Raw genomic sequence first — 20813 nt, 5'->3', positions numbered from 1 at the left:
AGGATCTTGACCACCTTAAAAAGCAAAAGGTCGGAGAATACTCCGACCTTTCCGCTTTAGTGCCCAGAACAGGAATCGAACCTGCACTCCCTTTCGAAAACAAGATTTTGAGTCTAGCGCGTCTACCAGTTCCGCCATCTGGGCAAAGCAACTGTCCTTCAGTTGCGGGTTGCAAAAATAGACAAATAATTTAAATCACCAATATTTTTTTTAAAAAATGTACCCAGGCCTCAAAAGCACTGTAAAACGCACCAGCAGTCTCGAAATTCCGGCCCACCAGATCCTGTTCCCCTATCCAGAAGTAGATCCTTACGAAGTCCCCCACATCATCCCTATCAATTGGCAACAATAATCTCCAGTCATTCCCGCAATAAAGCCCGTTTCTTACCAGCTGGCACTCCACCTCCATGGGGCCCTGTATACCGTCCGTATAGCCAGGTATTTTGTTGATATACCCCGCGTCCTGTGCCTGATCCCAATACACAGGTTTCTTCTGCTTCGCTCAGCAAATTGAAGTCATGGTCCCGGATACCTGGTTAGGAAGTAGGTATGCTGCAGGAGAGGAATGCGGGAGAATATCTGGCCTGTCGGTCCAGTGCCGAAGGAAATCAGCAGGAGAGTAGTGTAGTAGCAGGGTGTTCAAACCAGATCACTTTAAAGTTGCCTTTGTCGGCAGGATCGAAGCCCCGGATCTGTTGATCGGCATCGTATAAGAACTAAAGGATGCTTGTTGGTCGGTCAGTTTGTCAAAAAATTCCGCCCTGATCGTAATGCAAGTGGATATACAATGCCTTCAAATATAACACTATAATCCGCTCAAACTGTTCGAAATATCTTGATATTTGCGATATGAGCAATGATAAGGCAGCGCATCATAGCCCTGATCAGTTTAAGTGGGGCGGCGTATTATTAGCGATAGGAATTGTATTCGGAGATCTTGGTACTTCTCCTTTATATACCTTTAAAGCCATCATCGGTAACAGACAAATATCTGAGACACTGGTGATGGGCGGTGTATCTGCTGTATGCTGGACATTGTTCTTCCAGACGACCCTGAAGTATGTCTTTATCACCATGCGGGCAGATAATAACGGAGAAGGCGGCATCTTTTCGCTGTATGCCCTGATCCGAAGATATGGGAAATGGGTTTTATGGCCCGCTATTATTGGTGGCAGCTTTATGATTGCCGATAGTCTTATTACGCCGCCGGTATCTGTTACGTCTGCCATGGAAGGATTGCTTGTATTAAACCCTGATATACCGATCATGCCGATCACGATCGTTATTCTCATCATTTTGTTTCTTCTCCAGCAGTCTGGTACCAGCCGTATTGGTGTATTCTTCGGACCAGCCATGGTGATCTGGTTCAGTATGATTGCCATATTGGGTATTAGTAATCTGGTGGGGAACCTGTATGTGCTGAAAGCGATCAATCCGATGTATGCTTATCGGATGGTGGTGGAATACCCCGGCGGACTATGGGTATTGGGTGGCGTTTTCCTGTGTACAACGGGAGCGGAAGCGCTATATGCGGATATGGGACATGTAGGCCGCCGTAATATACAGGTGGCCTGGGTATTTATCAAAGTGGCCCTTTTACTGTGTTATTTCGGCGAAGCGGCCTTATTGCTGAAGTATAACGGTCAGCACCTGGATGTGGTGGATGCCTTCTATGGACTGGTCCCTAAAAAGCTCCTGATCCCTGCCATTGTGGTGGCGACGGCTGCCACTATTATTGCCAGCCAGGCACTGATCTCGGGGACATTCACTCTGTTCAATGAAGCGATCAGGCTAAACGTCTGGCCACGGCTGCGTATTGAGTTCCCGTCCGACATGCGCGGACAGGTATATGTACCTACCGTGAACTGGCTGCTGATGGTTGGCTGTATTGCCATGGTCATCCATTTTAAAGCATCCTCCAACATGGAAGCGGCTTTCGGTCTGTCAGTAACACTCACCATGTTGATGACCACTATCCTGTTAAGTATCTACCTGTATACGCATCGTGTTCCGAAGCTGGTTGTACTCCTGGTATCCCTCTTATTTGGATGGATCGAAATAACCTTCCTTGTGGCCAATCTTAGCAAATTTGCACATGGTGGCTGGATCACATTGCTGATAGGACTGGTATTGATCAGCATCATGTATGTATGGTATGCCGGAAGAAGGTTCAAGATCCGTTACCGACAGCTTATTGATATCAAAAGATATGTGCCTGTACTGAAGCGGCTCAGTAATGATACAGATATTCCTAAGTACGCTACACACCTGGTATATCTTACTATTGCGGATACACCTGAGCGTGTCGAAGAGCGTGTCATTGACTCCATCCTGCATCATCAGCCTAAAAGAGCAGATCTCTACTGGTTCCTGCATGTGGACGTAGATGATAAACCTTATACGGCCAGTTATATCTCACATGTGATCGAGAAGGACGAGATCATACATATCCGTTTTAAACTAGGTTTCAGAGTAGTACCCCGCATTAATATATTATTCAAAAAAGTGGTCGCGGAAATGAGGAAGACCAGCGAGATCACTATTGAAAACAAATACTTCGATCCGGAAACCGGCAATCTGCTCGGAGACTTCCGCTTCGTGATCCTGAAGAGTTTTCTCTCCGTCGAAAACAATCTTTCCCTCTGGGATAATATCGTCATGAGAATACATTTCCTGCTGGATTATCTGAGCCTGCCGGATGATAAAGCATACGGTCTCGACTACAATAACGTGGTCATTGAACGTACACCTCTTGTGCTCGGAAAGACGGAAAACATTACCCTGAAACGGGAATTTGAAGGCTGATCCCAGGAAATAACAAAGTACCTTTAACGCATGAAATCTGTTTTAACTACACTCATTATAGCCGGCAGTCTGCTTTGTCAGGCGGCCAATGCCCAAAATTCATTTAAAGTAATACCCCTGGGAGTGAAAGGCGGCACCGACGAAAGTAATCTTTCGGCTTATATGATCGCCCCGCAGGGAAGTGACGCGTATGTCTGCCTGGACGCAGGTACTGTACACTATGGCATTAATAAGGCAATACAGGCCAATCTCTTCCAGGGGAGCGCTTCCGAAGTATTGAAGAAGAATATAAAGGGTTTCCTGATCTCCCATGGTCATCTGGATCACCTGGCGGGCATGATCATTAATTCGCCGGACGACAATACGAAGAACATCTACGGACTGGATCACTGTATCGATATTCTAAAGGATAAATACTTCAGCTGGAAAAGCTGGGCCAACTTTGCCAATGAAGGTGATAAACCAGCCCTTGGTAAATATCAGTATACCGTGCTGACGCCAGGTGCTGAAGCGCCGCTGCAAAACACGGATATGCAGGTAACGGCTTTGCCGCTCAGTCATTCCAACCCTTACCAGAGTACAGCCTTCTTCGTTAGATATAAAGATGCCTATATACTTTACCTGGGCGATACCGGAGCTGATTCGATAGAACATTCGGATAAAATACATCTGCTCTGGCAACAGGCAGCGCCATTGCTGAAGACAAAACAGTTAAAAGGTCTGTTCATTGAGGTGTCTTTTGCAAATGAACAGGCCGACCGGCAACTGTTCGGCCATCTTACGCCCTACTGGCTGATGTCTGAGCTGCAGGACCTGGCCTCACTTGCAGGGGCAGACGCGCTAAAGGATTTTCCGGTAGTGATCACACACATCAAACCTGGTGGCAACCGCGAACAGGTCATTCCTGCGCAGTTAAAGGCGTATAATCCCTTACATGTCCAGCTGATCATTCCCGAACAGGCTAAATTGCTCACTTTTTAACGAATGTCCTGAAATGATGCGCATTGCGATGAGCTGCTGAAGATTATGGAATGTTTTTATCAGCATCTGGCTGTGGTCGCTGAATAATTATGTCGTGGACCTTTCATTGTGAAATATCAGTTCATTTGTATCTTAGCAGTATAAATATGCCCTTATACCTATGTATGATACTGTATCCGTAGATGATGCAATTGACAGAGGAGACGGAATGGTAAAGTACCCAGTGATGACCATGTTGTTCGTACCCACCCTGATCAGTGTTTTGCTGGCGCTTGTACACTTTATACCCGCATGGGTAATATTGGTGGCGCTGTTAGTGTCTTTTATCATTGCCTGGCTGATATATTGCTTCATGGTGACCAGATGGCGAATCTGGGCATTGGAGCATGTGCGGAACGTACATGAACTCAGAATGTCGGCCATTCAGGAAATGCTATGGCCGGAAAATAGTTTCTTTGGGAAATGGGAATGGCACACGCAGGCATACAGAGAAAAATGGCTGGTGCTGCAATCGAAGTTCGATCAGCCAGATGTATTCGAGGACGATTTGCGTATCCCTGCAGAGACGATCATCTATTACGCAAAAGCTAACAGTTATGTCCTGTTATCCATCATGCTGATCCCGCTGGTATTTGGCATTTACCTATGGATGAATGATAGCCGTATCATTGGTGGCATCATGATGCTTGGCGTGGCATACCGGCTGTTTAGAGAATATAAACAGGCTAAAAATAAGGATCCCCAGATTATCATCAATAACGAAGGTATTCAAACGATATCCACCCCATTTTTTCCCTGGAAGCATATACATGATGAGAAGATCGTCATTCAGCGCGCTGCCAGAAACATGCGCACGTATCTGCAATACGAATATCCGCAAGGTGTCGCATCGCTAAAGATAGATGATTACGGTACTGATCGCAGGAGGCTGGCGCGATTACTGAAAGTCTACCGGGGTAGAAGCAAAAGCAGCATTTAATAATAACCCTTCATACCAAAAGACGAAAAAAAGGGCGATAGATGGCGTGAAAATGGATACATCACCTAAGAGTTGATCGGGGAAGTAGGACACGTTATAGACAAAGGTGCATGTGTAGAGCTCTGGACAGAAGAACATGGTATCGACGCCGGAAAACAACGGCAGGAGGATCCGGATGCACTTTGGACTAAAATCAATGTGGTAAATGAGAACGTTAGAGTACGCATCAGGTAAGCGGCGTTATCATACCTGGGCCTTACCGGAAGGAAAAGGTATCGGGCAGATACCGTGTTATTGTCATCAGTTTAATTTTAACAAGGAACAGGAAAAGCAGTATAAAAACTAAAACGCCGGAGAATATACTATCTCCGGCGTTTTTAGTTATATTTTATCACTAAAAGCTATACAATGGCTGATCCTGCGAATATTGAAAAAAATGAAATAACAAGCACTTTCGTTTGCGCTTTAAGTACCTTTGCCCCGGTTATCAGCATACAAGGTGATATTAAATCAACGTAAACCATGAATACATTTAATTTTAAGGCAAAAGTAGCAACGGCAGAGAAAAACGATCAGGACGGATTCTTTATGGTAGGACTGGCAGATGATATGTATGATTTTGAAAACTATATTTTGCTGCAGAAATCATTTGCCTATAGCGAGCAGGATAAGGAAATGGGCATGGACGGTCCTTATTTCGAGCTGAACGGGCAGGAAAATGCGGCCTATAATGTCTGCACACAGGTTATTCTCAGGAACGAAGAGATCATATTTGTCCTGGATACTACTGTTACAGAAGACCTGGAAAGGGTGGTCGTTGATATTTCAGATGTGGAGGAGGAGATCGGTTTCAGAGAATATTTACTGGAAATAATGGGAGACCGCCTACTGAATGAATTGCAGTAAGATGTAATGGCATACCGTCGCTTTACAACGATATAATGAAAACAGGGAGTTGCCGCAGCACAGTTAATATTGCTGTAGCAACTCCCGGTTTACTATTGTTTATTTGATCAGTTTTACCCTGTCCGCTACCGCGTCAAACATCCCCAATAGTCCTCCCGCCGCGTGGTCCTCATCCTTCTTTTTCAGGTTCATATATACATCATAACCACTTGCATTAAAATAAACGGTCAATTCCTCACTGGCAACTGACACAGAATCTATTTTGGCTATCTGGTTGCCAGTTGTATCCTGGATGGCGCCAGCCAGTTTTCCTTCCTTATTTTCCAGGTGCATGATCATCCGGGAGTCTCCCTGGGGAGTGCCCTTGACCAGCACATTCCATTTACCACTAAAATAGTCTGCACCACTTTTTGACTGGGCCCTGGCACAGGAAGAGAGTGCTACGATAAACGCGCATGCAAGAAAGAATGTTTGTACAGTTTTCATAAACGTTGGAAATTTGGGTTTTATAACGATTTAATCTGCCATTTTAAAGGTGGTATTCATGACTACCATCAGCGATGAACCCGGTGCTGCATCTTTGTTTTTGAATACAAGATAAATGTCGTGAAATCCTTCTGTTGGTGTCACTGGTAACTGTGATGGCTTGCTGCTGAACATAGATCCACCAGGGGCGTCTCCTATGAACGGTGTCTGTCCCAGTAATTTACCATCCGGATGGTCCATATGCAGTTCAATGATACCACCAGCTGCATTGAGCTGTGCTTTAGGGGCCATTGCCATGAGGTCTATTCCTGTTATGCCTGTGAGGTCAATATTTTTTAATCCGATATAACTTCCCGACTGTGTAGGTATGATAAAGCTGTTGCCACTAAAACTCATCTTGGTTGCATCTTTTACAATGTCGTATTTCGTCGGATTGATAACCGGATTCCGTAACGTGATCGAATCGATGGATGTTATACCTGGCAAGCCATTACTACCTTTATCCGTATAGGTGGCATTAAATACGAACATGCCACTGCCCTTATCGCCTGCGGGTATTTTGGCCGTGTAGGTACCGGTAACAGGAAGTGATTTATTAACAGGCTTCGGTTTCGACAAACTGAGGATATACCTGATCATTTCCGCGGCGTCGTCGGCTGACAACTGTGGGTGTCCTGGCATGGCCACATCTCCCCAAACACCTTTACCGCCGCTTATCGTCTTCTTCACCAGTTGCTCAAGTGCGCTGTTATTTCCCTGATATTTTTTGGACACGGCAAAATAAGCGGGGCCTATTGACTTCTTATAATCAGTATGACAAGCCCTGCAATCACTGGCCGTCAGCAATTTGAGCCCTCTGGTGTAATTAGATGAAGCAACAGGCGCCTTGTGTCCTGTCTCTGCAACAGGATTGTCCTGTCCGGGTAACACATAGTCTATATTAACGAGTATATCTGTGGGTTTGATCCTGCCTCCTGATAAGGTGCCATCTTCCCTGTCTTTCACATCTACGTGATACTTGTATGTTTTGCCAGGCGTAAAGAAGCTTTTATTGTTTTTGCCAAGGTCAATGCTAACGCCAGGGGCTTCATTACCTGCTGTTAATTCAATAGACTGTGTGGCCACAGCGCCCTTTCCATCAGAGACGGTCAGGCTCGCCTTATACAAACCCGCTTTTGAAAAGGTGACATTGGCGTCAGCACCAGTCATTGTTTTGCTATAGCCATTTTTAGCGGTTATTTTCCATACATATTGAAGGGTGTCTCCATCCGGATCAGTGGTGCCATTGGCCGAAAGATGGAGCTGTAGCGGAATAGCGCCACCGAGTTTGTCCGGTGTCAGCTGGATCACAGGTTTTCTGTTGCCGCCATTGTATTCAATACGAATAAGCCTGGCATCATCATTCGCAGAGAACCAGCCTGACCCGTATTCCAGCATGTACAGGTCTCCGTTATCAGCGAACTCCATATCCATCGGATTACTGAATTTATACCCCGGCATAAATCTTTCCATGGAGACGTAGTTGCCGTTCTTATCGAGGGTTACGGCCATGATCCATCCTCTCATCCATTCATATATCAGCAGTTTTCCATCATAGTAGGAAGGGAAGGGGCGCGCCGATTTGCTGAAATCCTCGCTATGGAACACCGGACCAGCCATCGCACTTCTTCCGCCACTGCCTAATAGCGGAAATTCCTTTGATGCGCCATAGGGATACCATATAAAAGCTTTCTGTGCGGGTGGTAACTCGGTTAATCCTGTATTATTGGGGGAGGTATTGATCGGTTTGGCGGCATCAAACTTTCCGTTGGCCGTATTGGTGGCGAAATTCACTTTTGGGTAGGCGATATTGTCGCCTACAAAGTAAGGCCAGCCATAATTCCCCGCTTTTCTTGCCTGGTTGATCTCGTCATGACCAGCAGGACTACCCAGCGAGTCAGGGTCGTTCGCATCAGGACCAATCTCTCCCCAGTATAAAAAGCCGGATTTTTTATCTACAGATATTCTGAAAGGATTTCGATCTCCCATGATATAAATTTCCGGGCGTGTCTTCGCTACTCCTTTCGCAAACAGGTTGTCTTCCGGGATGGTATAAGAGCCATCAGCCTGTGGTTTGATACGTATAATTTTACCCCTTAGATCATTTGTGTTCGCAGACGATTTCTGCGCATCCCAGGGCGCTCTTAGCTCACGTTCATCAATAGGCGCATAGCTGGTTGCCCGTGGACTGGTATTATCTCCGGTAGACAAGTACAGGTTCCCCTTGGCATCCCAGCTGATAGACCCTCCGGTATGACAACATTGTTCCCGCTGGGTAGGTATTTCCAGCAGTACCTTTTTCGATTTCAGATCAAGTATATCACCATTCAGGGTATATCTGGTAAGGATGTTCTGTGATTTGGACGGATCGGAGTAATACAGGTAGATCCAGTGATTGGATGCAAATTCAGGGTCTTTATTCAATCCCAATAATCCATCTTCAGCCTCAGATTCTTTGCCTTCCCTGTCTTTGTACTTAGTACTTACCGGGATAGTGGCAATGGTTTTTAGCTGTTTCGTTTTAAGATTATACAACTTCACGGCTCCATGACGCTCGATGAACAATATACGTCCGTCGTTTAGTACGGTTAGTTCCATTGGTTCATTTAGCTTCTCCGCGAGTACGACTTTGGTAAACCTGTTTTCCTCCGGCTTTGCCTTTGAATAGTCCAGGGTGGCCGGAGCATCCGCATTCATAGCATATGCAAGCCCCGCATAGAGATGCTTTAAAAACAGGGGATCAGAGAAAGTTTCATCGGTATGTCCCATATTGGTATAGAACGAGCGACCACCGTCGAAGTCATGGTACCAGCTGATAGGGTGATTGTCACCGTTTTTACCACCGGTATAGCTTCTTTCATCGAGTTTAACCAGGGTATGTATACCCGGATCTATTTGTTTGAAATTGTAAAATTCGTCTGTATGTTCAAATGTATCAGGCATTTCCCTGGTGGCAAAGCTGTTCTTTTCCGCGACGTAGAATTTCCCCTTTTGCACATTATTGGGCATGGGATGGTCGAGGAACCACGCACCGGCAAGTCTGCCGTACCACGGCCAGTCATATTCGCAGTCTGTCGCTGCATGAATTCCCAGGAAGCCCCCACCTGCCTGTATATATCGTTCGAATTCCTGTTGCTGTGCTTCATTCAGCACATCACCGGTCGTATTCAGAAAAACGACCGCATTATATCGTTTTAAGTTGGGAGTTTTAAAAAGTGAGGCGTCTTCTGTAAAATCTACGGCGAAGTTTTTCTCCGATGCCATCCTGGCAAAAGCGGCCTTACCAGGAGTGATAGAGGAATGCCTGAAACCTTCTGTTTTAGAGAATACGAGTACGCGGAGCGACTGGGCATTGGTACAAATCGATCCGAAAGTTAAAAAAGCTGATAAAAGAACAAAAGCCGATAGATCTTTCCTGATCATGATGTTGATATTTTGTGGTCATGTGTAATAGTGGGCCTTGCGTCATTATAGGGGGGTAAGTACAGAATTGCATCCTATTGGAGCAGGTGCAATGATATTGCCTGACTGTTCAATAGACACATATTGAGCAACCGCTTTTTCATAACGTATAACTGACGGAATAAAGCTAAGCGGAGTTTATCAATCAGCAAAATTTATTTCGTCGAAATGACAGATTACATAACTTTGGAAACGGGGAGGTTATATAAGCATTTGACAATGAATTGGATAGTAATATGTTCTCACACACATTAAAAGGGTGAAATGGCCAAAAAGGAATTTGAAGCAGCTCATTTCGATGAACAACGCTATGTAAAGAATGTAGCAGTTGACAATGTGATTTTCGGGTACCATGACCGCGAACTGAAGGTCTTATTGCAACGGCCTAATTTCCTGTCAAAATGGACCGTAGCGGGCGGTTATATACTCAAAACAGAGTCGATTGAAGAAGCAGCCCATAACATCGCTTTTATGAGAACGGGGCTGAAAGGACTTTTCCTGGAGCAGTTCCGGTCATTTGGTAATCCTGCGCGCACGAAAGACGAATGGCAGGAGATAAAAAAAGTGTTTGAAGGGGCGGGCGTAACACCACCTCCTGATTCCTGGATTCAGGACTACAGTGTGTCGATTGCATTTTATACGCTCACAGCGTTTTCGCTGGTTAAGGTGCAAAAGGCAGCGATTGATGAGGCCATTGACTGGTGGCCGGTCTCTCAGTTACCCGCTATGTTGTTTGATCATGCGTTGATCGTAGAAGAAGCACTAAAGGCATTACGCCGCGATATTTATCATTATCCTATCGGCTATGAGCTCTTGCCTGAGAAGTTTACACTGCCTGAAATTCACAGCCTGTATGAGACTATTTTGGGTAAGGCCCTCGATAACCGCAACTTCACCAGGAAATTAATGTCAACCGGTATCATAACAAAGCTCGATGAAACGCGTAGTATTGGCGCACACCGGTCTCCCTATCTATATAAATTTGAGAAGAAGAAGTATGATGCTGCATTGAAGGAAGGTATCTTCCTGGGATTTTAACCGAAGCATGTTAATCGCCTGGTCTGAATAGTATCAACTACCAGGTCATCGATTGCTTAAAATCTTCTCATTAATCATAAGCATAGTAGGAAGCATGCCCTGTTCCGATTACCGGACGGCTTTCTTTATCTTCGCACCTCCCTAAACCTTTGAAACCTTTATGCGTCTGATCCCTTTATACCTGCTACTTTTTTGTATGATCGTGCCGGTTACAGCATTCTGTCAATCCCCATCCGGCAGTGAAGCCCTGATCAAAGTATTTGAGAAAGTATTGAAAGAAAAGCGGGACCAATGGGCCAAAAGCAATTACAACAGTATTGTTTTTGTGCCGGATGTCGACCTGAAGCAGGCAGCAGTGTTCCGCCAGTTAAAAGTGACTAGTTTTGACAGCGTTTCTTATTATATGCCTACACAGGATAAGTCCAGTAAGTTTCTGCATTTCTTTCCCGCACCTGTAGATAGTGTATATAGCAATGGCGAACTACAGCTGAAGTTCCCTACCGGTGGTTTTTCCATGATTGAAGAGATGAATTTATCAAAGTCGCTTACTTTCCGCGGAGATACGATTATCTACCGGACTGACAGTGCCAGGTCTGTAAAATACCCCGGGACTTATGGCCTTCGCATCATGAATGATAAAAATTCTAATGTAAAGGCAAGGTTGTCTTATGCCTGGTACCTGCCGGAGGGCTATGAGTACATTTCCTATACGAGCAACAGAAAGGGGTATTGGCAGCGGGAGGGCAGCCTGATTCATTTTGTGGCAGACTTTGACGAGAACAACTTTATTTTCGATATCCGCTTCCGGAAGAAGCATGCACAGCCTGCTATTCTCCTGGGCCGGACAGTGAAATATGCCAAGACTATTACAGTAACAGGAGATACGGTACGCCTCTTCGTGAACGATGCTGAGAAGGAAGACGGCGACATTATTTCGCTTAATCTGAATGGGGAATGGATCGTAAAAGGGCTCGAGGTGTCCAAATCAGGCGCCAGGATCATTGTTCCTTTAACGCATAAAAAGAACTACCTCATCATGCACGCGGAGAATCTTGGTTCCATCCCTCCTAATACGGCCGCTATGCAGATAAATGACGGTACCAAACTACATGAGATCATACTTAATTCCGACGCAGGAAAAAGTGAAGGTATCTTGTTCGTACGACCTTAATCATGTAAGTTATGTATTGCCCGTTATCATTGAGAGTTAGCTTATCTCCTGGTACATCTCCGTTCGTCCGGATGCTGGCAGGGAAGATGTACCAGTTGCGATGCCTGGTCATTTGCTGAAAGCTGCAAATGCTTCCAGATATTTGTCTATGAACTCCTCCTTCCGCTTTTGCCGGTATTGCATAATAAACCGGGGATGTTCGAGCGGAACGATCTTTTCAAAAAAGCGTTCTTTCTCATTGAGCTTTTGCAGGAATGCTGCATTCTTTCCTGTGCCGAAACAATAGCAGACCCGCATATCTATACCAAATTCCAGCTGCTTTCTGATGCTTTCCACCATAAAGTCATACACTGCGTCTGTGAGTGCTTTGCTGTCGTAATAGTTATAATTGATCTCCGAACCGTCAGGTTTTACAGCGGTAAATCCCAGCGGGGAAACGGAAGCGAAGTAGAAATCGTGATAAAAGGCTTCAGGACCGCCATACGCGTCGATAACATCATAAACGAATACCGATGAAGGTTCGTGGGGCTTCAGGCCCTCTATAGGGATCCCAATGACCTCTGCAAGCCTTTTGGTATCTGTGAACGGAATGCCGGTAGCGCCAGAACCGAGTCTGCCTGGATTGATCCCCATGATCACCCTTCGCTGATCGTTATCACTATAGTATTTCCTGTAGAACTGCTGCATGATATTCATGACCTGGGGCTGTTCGCGGAATGGGTTCATGATCCGTATGCCGGGAGGTAGCGTGCCCGTATACTGGAGGTGGGTATTGAAATCAATGACGTGATCGGCAAATGTCTGCTGCTTCATTCTTTAATTTGACTTGTAAAGATAGGGGTAAATGGCGGATCTGTTATTTAGAGATCCTCCAGGCTAAATGGTAGCCGCCGGATACGCTTTCCTGTGAGATCAAAGATGGCGTTACACAACGCTGGTGCAAAAGCGGGTAGCCCTGGTTCGCCTACACCTCCGGGACTTTCATTATTCTCCATGATATGTACGGATATCTCAGGGATCTCATGGATACGGGGCATCGGGTAGTTATTGAAATTCTGCTCGACAGCTTTACCATCTTTGAAATGCGTGGCATGCATTACAGTAGCGCCCAGTGCCATCACAATGCTTCCTTCTATCTGGGCGCGTATAATATCCGGATTCACATACCAGCCACAATCTATCACCGCATATATTTTGTCGATCTTAATTTTATTGCCCGTCTGCCGGGATACTTTTACGACCTGGCCCACCATACTGCCGAAGCATTCGGTAATTGCTACGCCGCATCCGTCATGTGCACGGCGGGTCTCCCAGTTGCTGATGGCCGCCAGTCGGTTGGTCAGTGCCAGACAACGACTACCCGTGAGATGGCTTTTTCTGAATAAAAGCGGATCGGTAGCGGCGAGGTGTGCCAGTTCATCTATAAAGCTCTCACAGGCAAATGAGTCTATATTCGCACCTGGCGCGCGCCACCACATAGTAGGTATAGGCGATCTCGTAGAGATGCCGCCGAAGCTATAGTGGGGAATGGATGTATAATAATCGCCTAACAACCCAGGGATCTGACCGCTGTTGACAGTAGCCGCTTCGGGTACAGCATCCTTCTCCTGACCCGCACTTATAAACTGTGAGGCCGTGATGACCTGTACGGCAGCGATCTTTTTTTCTGCAGATATACCACCTCGGCACCTGTGTACTGCGCCTGTCCGGAAGGGGCCCATACTCATGTCATCTTCTCTCGTCCACAGGACCTGTACCGGGGCTTTGACCGCTTTTGAAAGCAGTGCAGCTTCCAGCGGATAATCTGTAAAGGCTTTTCTTCCAAATCCGCCGCCCAGAAAGGTCATATTGACCGTGACGTTTTCGATAGGGATCTGCAGTCTTTCACTCAGATTTGCCTGTATCCAGTTGGCCTCTTGTATAGGTCCCCAGATGGTTATGCTGTTATCTCTTACATCAGCCGTACAGTTAAGCGGTTCCATACAGCTATGGGACTGGTAAGGGGTTTCATAAACAGCTTCTAAGACCGCAGGTGTATTCCTGAATGCAGTTTCAAAAGCAGCCGACGGAGGAAGTTTGTAAAGATCGGCATGCATCCGGGCATACAATTGCTCAGAATCAAGGTGTTCAAACCCGCTATCGTCCCATTCAACGGTCAATAGTTTTCGTCCCTGCATGGCTGCCCATGAAGAATCTGCTACTACAGCCACTTCTTCAAACAGGAAGCCGAAGACATCCCGCTGTACTTTCACGACGTATTTAACACCCTTTACAGATTTAGGTCCGGCGTCATCGAAGCTTTTTACTTTGCCCCTGAGCTTTGGACTGCGCGTGACAACTGCATACAGCATACCAGGCAGTTTCTTGTCCAATCCGAATATCGCACTGCCGTTGATCTTTGCAGGAGTATCATTACGGCGTAAGGGTTGCCCGATAATTTTATAGTCTTTCCGGTCTTTTAAGGCCACTTTCCCCGGAGGGGGCAGTTGGGATGCATCTTTTACAAGCGGCCCGTAACCAAGGCGTCTGCCTGTATTCCGGTGTATGACGTATCCGTTTTCGGCATAACATTCTGCGGGATTGACATGCCACTGATTGGCGGCGGCCGTAATAAGCATTTCTCTGGCAGTAGCGCCAACGCGTAATAACTGCTGGTACCATCCGCGTATAGAGAAGCTGCCTTCCTGTGGCTGCGGACCATACTTCCCGGGATTAGCAGGGGCTGACTGGACGATGACCTGGTCCATATCTACTTCCAGCTCTTCCGCAATGATCTGTGGGATGGCCTGCCAGGTGCCTTGTCCCATTTCGGACCGGTGATTGAAAATAGTCACCTGCCCGGTGGGAGTAATAGATATCCAGGACATGAGTTCCTGTCCGGCGGCCAGTACTTCGTCTGCGATAACCACATCGCCAATAGTTTGTCCTAATGCGGGCCAGCGCAGGCCAATAGTCAGCGCGATACCGGATAAGCACGCATTACGCAGGAAATTTCTTCTGGAGGACTGTTGATGTTCCGTCATAGGAAACTATTTTCAGATGAGACGATATAATGTGGATCTGCGTCCATGTTAAATGTATGCATTTATGGGCAGGCGATCGCTCCTGATTGACCATCAGCCGAAACAAGTGTATGAATGGCTGTATTTAAGGGGTGAGTTGTCCGGTGGTCTGGGTGGTGCTGCTACTGTGAATGCGGCAGTTTTGTTCATTCCAGCTCACAGCGCATGGTCGTGAGTAATTTGCTGAAACCTGCTTTCTCATATGCTTTTACTGCTCCGGTGTTTTCCTCATATACTTCCAGCCGTACTTCTTTTACCCCTTTTGAAAGTATCCATTTCTTCAATTCTGCGATCAGTTGCTGATTCAGTCCTTTTCCTCTGTATTCCGGTACGACGAACATAAATCCCAGGTGGGCATATCTTGTATGCTTCAGGTAGAGTTTTGCCTGCCGGATATGGGCGTATCCACAGGCCAGTAAATTGCCGTCTTTTTCCAGTACGAGCACTTCAGCATCGTCACTTTCAATCAATTCCTGCAGGTCATAATAGTAGATCTTCCCTTCCTGGAGTGTCTTGTCAAATGGTCGCTCGGCTTCGACGAGGGCTTGCAGGAACTGATGAAGTGTGGGTAGATCGTTTAATGTGGCGCTTCTTGCTGTTACTGCATTCATTTGGTTTCCGGTTTTAGGGTGCAAAATGGATTTAAAGGTAAGGTTTCCTGTGGAAGGTTCTTGCTGAAGAGAGCTATGAGTGCAGAGCATATTGATTAGTGAGAGAGCACGTTTATAGCATATGGGATGACAGGGTAGGAGAGGTAGTAAAGAAAAAAATTATAAATAAATTTCGTTGTAATTAAAAAAGTTTATACATTTGCGTCCCTGACACGGAAACAAGGATGCCCAGATGGCGAAATTGGTAGACGCACTGTGTTCAGGTCGCAGCGCTCGCAAGGGTGTGCTGGTTCGAATCCAGTTCTGGGCACAAAAAACAGAAAAACCGCTCTAGTAGCGGATTTTCTGTTTTTAGCATAATTTATTTCATTCCATAACTCCTTCATATTCAATCTGTAGTCGGTTCGATTCCTAAAATGGTGTCTCAAGAATAAAAGATCCGCCCGTTATTTCTAATCTATTATCTCCAATCGCAGGTATTTAACCAATAAGTAAGTATAACAAAAGGAAAACCTATTTATTGTGAAGGCATTGAAATTCTCCTATGGTACCCCATCTTCCTAATACATTTTAAAGTATTATAAATAATATAAATCGTTTCTTTGCTGCTCATTCTTGAAAATCCTGCAAATAGCGTATACCCTATATCTAACAAATGAAACAGCAGACACAGATAATATTGACCATTTGCTTTGCCTTTTATCTAATAGTATTTTTATTGACTGATATATCGCTGACAGGCTTTTGGACTGATGTTATATTTTCGGTTTTATTGTCATTCTTGGCCTTTAGAATTGTATTTAAAAGCAAAACAAAAAAACTTTGGTTGACAATTATATTGAAAACAACCAACGTTTTTTGTCTCCTAATTATATTTGGCATTTTGGGAAGTTTTATGAATTTTTTTTTCATAGATACTTTCAAACTTCGAAGCTTTTATTATCAGTCGGTTGACGGAAGGCTATTTAATGCCTATTTCAAACCAGTAGGAGCTTATTCAGGTGGTTATGGTAACTTTTGGATTACAGAGACACCTAAATATTTCCCTTTAATTGAATGGGGAGTTTATTGGAACCGAACAATTCATCATGACTTTAATGACGATATGTTTGACGGTAGCCCAATAGACAACTATGAAGTAGTTCGCGGCTACATTAAAAGCGAAGTGATTAACGAACAGGAATAATTTATAATAGAGGAATACGGATTGCCAAGTAAGTAGCAACAACTCCGCTTTGCTCACTGTCAAATCTAAAACCTATTTGCATAGCGCTTTCATAATTAATCTTAATTGGTTCGAAAACGTACCATCAGTGAGCACAAAGCGGAAAGGTCGGAGGGAATACTCCGACCTTTTGTTTTTTATAGTCGTCTGAGCCCGCCCAGGGCCTGCTTGTCAGCTCGATGACGACGTTACCGGCCCGATCACCTTGCAGTTCACGAGATGGACCCGCCATTTTACTAGTTGCCATTTACAGTTTAGGTATATGTAGTCAGTTTAAGATAAGCCTAGAAATATCGTTCGTTTTTATGGCGGCGTTGATGCTCGTATTCTATGAGATCCCATTTTTCACCTTCTGCTATCGCTGTACTCAGACTATAAATTCGCTGTGCGAGGTGTTCAGTGTGTTTAATAAATTTTACCGGTGTCGGCAAATCTTTAATCATGTGATAAATTTCGCTAAGTTTCAATCGTTCAAATTCCATTGCAGAAGTATAGTCATAATTTGCGTCCCATTTTCCGACCCAGACAAGCGACCTGAATACTTCAAAATCGTCGTTGATATGTAGAAAATACGCTACGATGGACAAGTAAATATCTCTGATACAACTGCGGCTAATGTCCAGAATGATGTTGACGATTTCCGGATCATTATTATATTTCCGAAGCATGTCTTTTAAGAAAGCCTCAACCTTCGGTATGTCTTGTTCTGTCAAATACTGAAAGAAGATACAGGCAACATGTCCCAATGGTTCGAAATCTTGGTTATGCTTATATTCTAAAATAATCCTTTCTATATTTACAGCTGCGTCTGAGTAGTTCCAAATTTTACAAAGCAGTGTTGTATGGTCATCGTGATTGGAAAACTCTTTTATGTCTTTCAGATAGTCAAGATAATCGAATAGGATGCGACTATCAACTTCATATAGTGCAAAAAAACCACTTAAAAAATGGTCGTATCTGTAGTTAAAAGTATAACTATAAGGATGATACTTCATGTAAAAATAGAGACCTTTACACTGCTCGGAATACGTCTTCACCAGCTTCGTGTTTTTCTCAAAAAAGTCTTCACGCAGCTCAAAACGAAATTGATCGCCCCATTGTACTCTGGTATAGAATAAGAGCAGTACCTTCTCATGTATGTCCTCATCAAAAGACAGGTATTTATCGAGGTTTGAACTAAAAACGGGATGAATATGATTGCTCTCAGCGAAAAAGCGAATGAGCTCCTGTGTCAAATACTTCGTGACAGCAATAGGCTTTAAGTGGTTAAAATATTCATTTAACCAATCATTGGAATGATAAAACTCCCCCTGGCTAATGATAGGATATATTTCATTGTACTTTTCACCTAATATAGCAGATGACGTTTCAAATATGGCCGAGGCTTGAACTTGTATCTTATTGCCATCAGCAACAATATATTGTAAGACCATTTTTCCGAGTGTAGGGTCATTTTCAAGTATTTTACTCACCCAAAAATCCAAGGTGTGCTCTAGTCTGTTAAAGTGCTGTCTAAAAGGCAAGTTTTTTAACAACAGGTCATACATGTATTTAAACTCATCGATCGTATTAACAACTAACTTGCCGATTTTTTCTTCATTCATTTGCCATGTAGTCTCATGTTTTTTGAAAGGGTTTTGTGCATCCAAAATATCAAAGATGATGACAGCTTCGTTATGGAAATGTTGTCTGAGGTTGTTTAATTCATTGGTAGGTTGATAATAAGTGGACAGAAGGTTGACGTATCTAAGCACCAAATGACAATGTTGGAAGTCGTCGGGACTATAATAGCTCATTAGTATGTCCGAACAGTATGGCTCATCATAACGCAATACGGTGATGCTGGTTCCGGGAATATCAGCAATATAGTCCTCTATAACTTGCCTGCATAGGTAGGAATATGTATTGAACAGAGCGTTGATGTCCTCCCAGTATTGTTGTCTGCATGTTGCGACAGCTGGCGATATTTTCCATCCGGTTTCAGTTTTTATATAAAAGAACTTCCTTCTTAGATTTGATAGGAGCACTTTCCTAAACAACGGAAAAAACAGATGGCTGTTACCCTTTCCTTGTTGCAGATTGGAAAGTAAGTAAAAGTAGATAGTCCTTTGCCGACTGAGGCCATCTGGCAAATCATTTTCCCTTAAGCAAAACCGCCATGCCAGTTGATCTAACAAGGTTTTAAATGCCTGAGGATCTTTCTCCGAATATATCACAGATAATGCTACCGCAGTCATACATTCAGTTGCCGTTCCGTGCGCGATAATTGGGAGTAAAATAGTCAATATGGGATAATCCGGATGAAAAGATTGAATTGAGCTTTCATTGGTCTTAAACGGGCTCTTTGCATCATCCTGCTGACAGTAGTGTCGATTAACGAACAGGAAAGCCTGGTCAATAATGCTGGTCCCAAATACTTCCAGAAATCTCGTGCAGTGTGCGACATCCTGCTGGTGTTTATTAAAATATCTTATGAGAATGCCATTTATATTAGTGAGGGCGTCTTTCTCTCCGAAGGAATCATATACGGGCCCCATGATGTCTTTGATTGTTGAAAATGTTGTATGGCAATACTTTGAAAGTAACGTTTCAAAATCTAATACCCTATCCTGGATGAAGGCTTTATAAAATGCATAGGTTGCGAGTATCTGCTCCGATATGCGGACTATATTTTGATATACCTGCACAAGCTCTGCTTCTTCTAACTCAAAGACTATATCAAGAAAACGGTCATAGGCTAGGTTGAAGTTTTTAAGAATGCTATGTAATTTTTCTGATTCAAGATCCAGTGAAGAGAAAAAAGAGATAATCCCTAATGATTTGAGCATATCCTTATCCGCCAATATCTTCCTGTCATTGATAATCGGCTGAAAGTATTCTTCATAGATCTGACTGGCATCCTTGAGCAATTTTGCGTCTGGCTTGTGAACAATAACGCCGGAAGCCATAATGGCAATCCTGGGAATACCATTGCTGATGTCGATAATTCTGTTCACATAAGGAGATAGTTCATGATCGCTATTCAAATCAGCGATCATCATGGCTATGCTTTTTTTAGGTAGCCGGCCTAACTGAAAGACACCAGTACTAAGAAACTGGCAAGCTGAAATAACCTGTTTTTTAGCATAATTTCGAACCGTTACGACTATTTTAATGAACGCTCCATCGTTGATCTCAGAAGAATAGATGATATTGATGAGATTACTGATCTGCCTGTTAGCATCATCCACGAAGAAAAGATACTTCCCGCCGCTTTTGATCATTCCCCGCAAGTCTTCGACTATACTACCAGTTTTAGATACGATATAGTAGTCATGAAACGCTAAATTGCTCTTTAAGAAAAGATCGATTGCTTCTAAACTTAACTTCGATTTACCTACTCCCGGGCGACCTGTAACAATGATAACATGATGTTGTTCGATCATTTGCACCAGGGAATGCAGCTCACGTTCCCTACCAACTAAAGGATTGTCCAGGGGTGTTGCCAAATTGCGTTTGTTGTAAAACTTAAGAAAGTCTATTTTGTTTAATACCTGACCAGTATCAAAGGGTATGTTTAGGTGCAGATAAGCATAGTACCTACCTTCGCCTGTAAGAAAGAAGACCAGATTATCAATTCCAACGAACCTGACTTTAATATTTTTCACTTTTACATGGGCCCTTAGCATTTCTATCTCTGCAATGTCGAGACTGCTGTTACAGCAAATAACAAGGATGACTACCCGTTCGGCTACAATACCTATATTGTCGAAGTGTAGACTTGCGTCAATGTCGGCTTTTAACTTCTCCAGGAACGATCTTTTATTTGCTGATTTATTCTTTGTTGTATACTCGGCCACAATGTATGTGCCATCCTCCTGGACAATAAACGCGTCAGGTTTACCTTTGCGGGTTTTTTCTTTCCCCTTTACCGTGCCAATACCATGCAACTGACCGCGATATTCATGAAATAAGAATGAGTTACAGATAAGCTCAAATCTGGCCTCATTAATATCAACGAGCTCTCTTTCGATTTGTGTATATATACTCATTATGATGCATGCTATTT

Annotated in this window: 15 protein-coding genes and 2 tRNA genes; 9 read left to right on the top strand and 8 right to left on the bottom strand. The window is 44.2% G+C overall.

The window, feature by feature from the left end; all coding sequences use genetic code 11:
- Window positions 1-60 precede the first annotated feature (60 nt).
- Window positions 61-144, bottom strand: a tRNA-Leu gene (locus tag GWR21_RS06230).
- Between the two features lie 46 nt (window positions 145-190).
- Window positions 191-484, bottom strand: coding sequence for a DUF1963 domain-containing protein (locus tag GWR21_RS31870; RefSeq protein ID WP_162330895.1), 294 nt, complete (start codon window positions 482-484; stop codon window positions 191-193).
- Window positions 485-849: 365 nt separating this feature from the next.
- Here GWR21_RS31870 and GWR21_RS06220 point away from each other — a divergent pair, with 365 nt between their 5' ends.
- The 5 genes from GWR21_RS06220 (at window position 850) to GWR21_RS06200 (ending at window position 5671) form a co-directional block, all read left to right on the top strand.
- Complete coding sequence (locus GWR21_RS06220; protein ID WP_162330894.1) at window positions 850-2805, top strand: KUP/HAK/KT family potassium transporter; 1956 nt, start codon at window positions 850-852, stop codon at window positions 2803-2805.
- A 30-nt stretch (window positions 2806-2835) separates the two neighbouring features.
- A complete protein-coding gene (locus GWR21_RS06215) occupies window positions 2836-3786 on the top strand; it encodes an MBL fold metallo-hydrolase (protein WP_162330893.1) in 951 nt (316 codons plus the stop codon).
- A gap of 160 nt (window positions 3787-3946) precedes the next feature.
- Entirely contained in the window at window positions 3947-4765 is an 819-nt protein-coding gene (locus GWR21_RS06210; protein WP_162330892.1) for a hypothetical protein, read from the top strand.
- A gap of 205 nt (window positions 4766-4970) precedes the next feature.
- Window positions 4971-5111: a hypothetical protein gene (locus GWR21_RS06205; protein ID WP_162330891.1), complete on the top strand. Its 141-nt coding sequence runs from the start codon at window positions 4971-4973 to the stop codon at window positions 5109-5111.
- A 176-nt stretch (window positions 5112-5287) separates the two neighbouring features.
- Window positions 5288-5671, top strand: a complete 384-nt coding sequence (locus GWR21_RS06200; protein ID WP_162330890.1) for an Imm10 family immunity protein — start codon at window positions 5288-5290, stop codon at window positions 5669-5671.
- Between the two features lie 99 nt (window positions 5672-5770).
- On the opposite strand, the gene GWR21_RS06195 is transcribed toward GWR21_RS06200, so the two are convergent.
- Window positions 5771-6157, bottom strand: coding sequence for a hypothetical protein (locus GWR21_RS06195; RefSeq protein ID WP_162330889.1), 387 nt, complete (start codon window positions 6155-6157; stop codon window positions 5771-5773).
- A gap of 30 nt (window positions 6158-6187) precedes the next feature.
- Complete coding sequence (locus GWR21_RS06190) at window positions 6188-9619, bottom strand: ThuA domain-containing protein (protein WP_162330888.1); 3432 nt, start codon at window positions 9617-9619, stop codon at window positions 6188-6190.
- Between the two features lie 303 nt (window positions 9620-9922).
- On the opposite strand from GWR21_RS06190, the gene GWR21_RS06185 reads away from it, so the two are divergent.
- Window positions 9923-10696 carry an NUDIX hydrolase gene (locus tag GWR21_RS06185; RefSeq protein WP_162330887.1) on the top strand — a complete coding sequence of 258 codons (774 nt, stop codon included), beginning with the start codon at window positions 9923-9925 and terminating at the stop codon, window positions 10694-10696.
- Window positions 10697-10856: 160 nt separating this feature from the next.
- Window positions 10857-11867 (top strand): hypothetical protein, encoded by a 1011-nt coding sequence (locus GWR21_RS06180; RefSeq protein ID WP_162330886.1) that lies wholly within the window; start codon window positions 10857-10859, stop codon window positions 11865-11867.
- A 108-nt stretch (window positions 11868-11975) separates the two neighbouring features.
- Here the strand turns inward: GWR21_RS06180 and GWR21_RS06175 are convergent, their stop codons facing one another.
- The 3 genes from GWR21_RS06175 to GWR21_RS06165 form a co-directional block, all read right to left on the bottom strand.
- Window positions 11976-12680 (bottom strand): SMUG2 DNA glycosylase family protein, encoded by a 705-nt coding sequence (locus GWR21_RS06175; protein WP_162330885.1) that lies wholly within the window; start codon window positions 12678-12680, stop codon window positions 11976-11978.
- A gap of 47 nt (window positions 12681-12727) precedes the next feature.
- Window positions 12728-14890 (bottom strand): xanthine dehydrogenase family protein molybdopterin-binding subunit, encoded by a 2163-nt coding sequence (locus tag GWR21_RS06170; protein ID WP_162330884.1) that lies wholly within the window; start codon window positions 14888-14890, stop codon window positions 12728-12730.
- 185 nt (window positions 14891-15075) lie between these two features.
- On the bottom strand, window positions 15076-15540 hold the full coding sequence (locus GWR21_RS06165) for a GNAT family N-acetyltransferase (RefSeq protein ID WP_162330883.1): 465 nt from the start codon (window positions 15538-15540) through the stop codon (window positions 15076-15078).
- Window positions 15541-15766: 226 nt separating this feature from the next.
- On the opposite strand from GWR21_RS06165, the gene GWR21_RS06160 reads away from it, so the two are divergent.
- Window positions 15767-15850: transfer RNA gene (locus GWR21_RS06160), tRNA-Leu, on the top strand.
- A gap of 345 nt (window positions 15851-16195) precedes the next feature.
- Window positions 16196-16726, top strand: a complete 531-nt coding sequence (locus tag GWR21_RS06155; protein ID WP_162330882.1) for a hypothetical protein — start codon at window positions 16196-16198, stop codon at window positions 16724-16726.
- 323 nt (window positions 16727-17049) lie between these two features.
- On the opposite strand, the gene GWR21_RS06150 is transcribed toward GWR21_RS06155, so the two are convergent.
- Entirely contained in the window at window positions 17050-20796 is a 3747-nt protein-coding gene (locus tag GWR21_RS06150; RefSeq protein ID WP_162330881.1) for an nSTAND3 domain-containing NTPase, read from the bottom strand.
- Window positions 20797-20813: the final 17 nt, after the last annotated feature.

This window comes from Chitinophaga agri, from assembly GCF_010093065.1.
Classification (GTDB): Bacteria; Bacteroidota; Bacteroidia; order Chitinophagales; family Chitinophagaceae; genus Chitinophaga; species Chitinophaga agri.
This window is presented reverse-complemented; position numbering and strand designations above follow the sequence as displayed.

Coding starts and splice junctions, on each gene's coding strand:
- GWR21_RS06195 (WP_162330889.1), bottom strand. CDS start 6,157: ATGAAAACTGTACAAACATTCTTTCTTGCATGCGCGTTTATCGTAGCA.
- GWR21_RS06155 (WP_162330882.1), top strand. CDS start 16,196: ATGAAACAGCAGACACAGATAATATTGACCATTTGCTTTGCCTTTTAT.
- GWR21_RS06220 (WP_162330894.1), top strand. CDS start 850: ATGAGCAATGATAAGGCAGCGCATCATAGCCCTGATCAGTTTAAGTGG.
- GWR21_RS06185 (WP_162330887.1), top strand. CDS start 9,923: ATGGCCAAAAAGGAATTTGAAGCAGCTCATTTCGATGAACAACGCTAT.
- GWR21_RS06170 (WP_162330884.1), bottom strand. CDS start 14,890: ATGACGGAACATCAACAGTCCTCCAGAAGAAATTTCCTGCGTAATGCG.
- GWR21_RS06180 (WP_162330886.1), top strand. CDS start 10,857: ATGCGTCTGATCCCTTTATACCTGCTACTTTTTTGTATGATCGTGCCG.
- GWR21_RS06165 (WP_162330883.1), bottom strand. CDS start 15,540: ATGAATGCAGTAACAGCAAGAAGCGCCACATTAAACGATCTACCCACA.
- GWR21_RS06190 (WP_162330888.1), bottom strand. CDS start 9,619: ATGATCAGGAAAGATCTATCGGCTTTTGTTCTTTTATCAGCTTTTTTA.
- GWR21_RS06205 (WP_162330891.1), top strand. CDS start 4,971: ATGAGAACGTTAGAGTACGCATCAGGTAAGCGGCGTTATCATACCTGG.
- GWR21_RS06200 (WP_162330890.1), top strand. CDS start 5,288: ATGAATACATTTAATTTTAAGGCAAAAGTAGCAACGGCAGAGAAAAAC.
- GWR21_RS06150 (WP_162330881.1), bottom strand. CDS start 20,796: ATGAGTATATATACACAAATCGAAAGAGAGCTCGTTGATATTAATGAG.
- GWR21_RS06210 (WP_162330892.1), top strand. CDS start 3,947: ATGTATGATACTGTATCCGTAGATGATGCAATTGACAGAGGAGACGGA.
- GWR21_RS06215 (WP_162330893.1), top strand. CDS start 2,836: ATGAAATCTGTTTTAACTACACTCATTATAGCCGGCAGTCTGCTTTGT.
- GWR21_RS06175 (WP_162330885.1), bottom strand. CDS start 12,680: ATGAAGCAGCAGACATTTGCCGATCACGTCATTGATTTCAATACCCAC.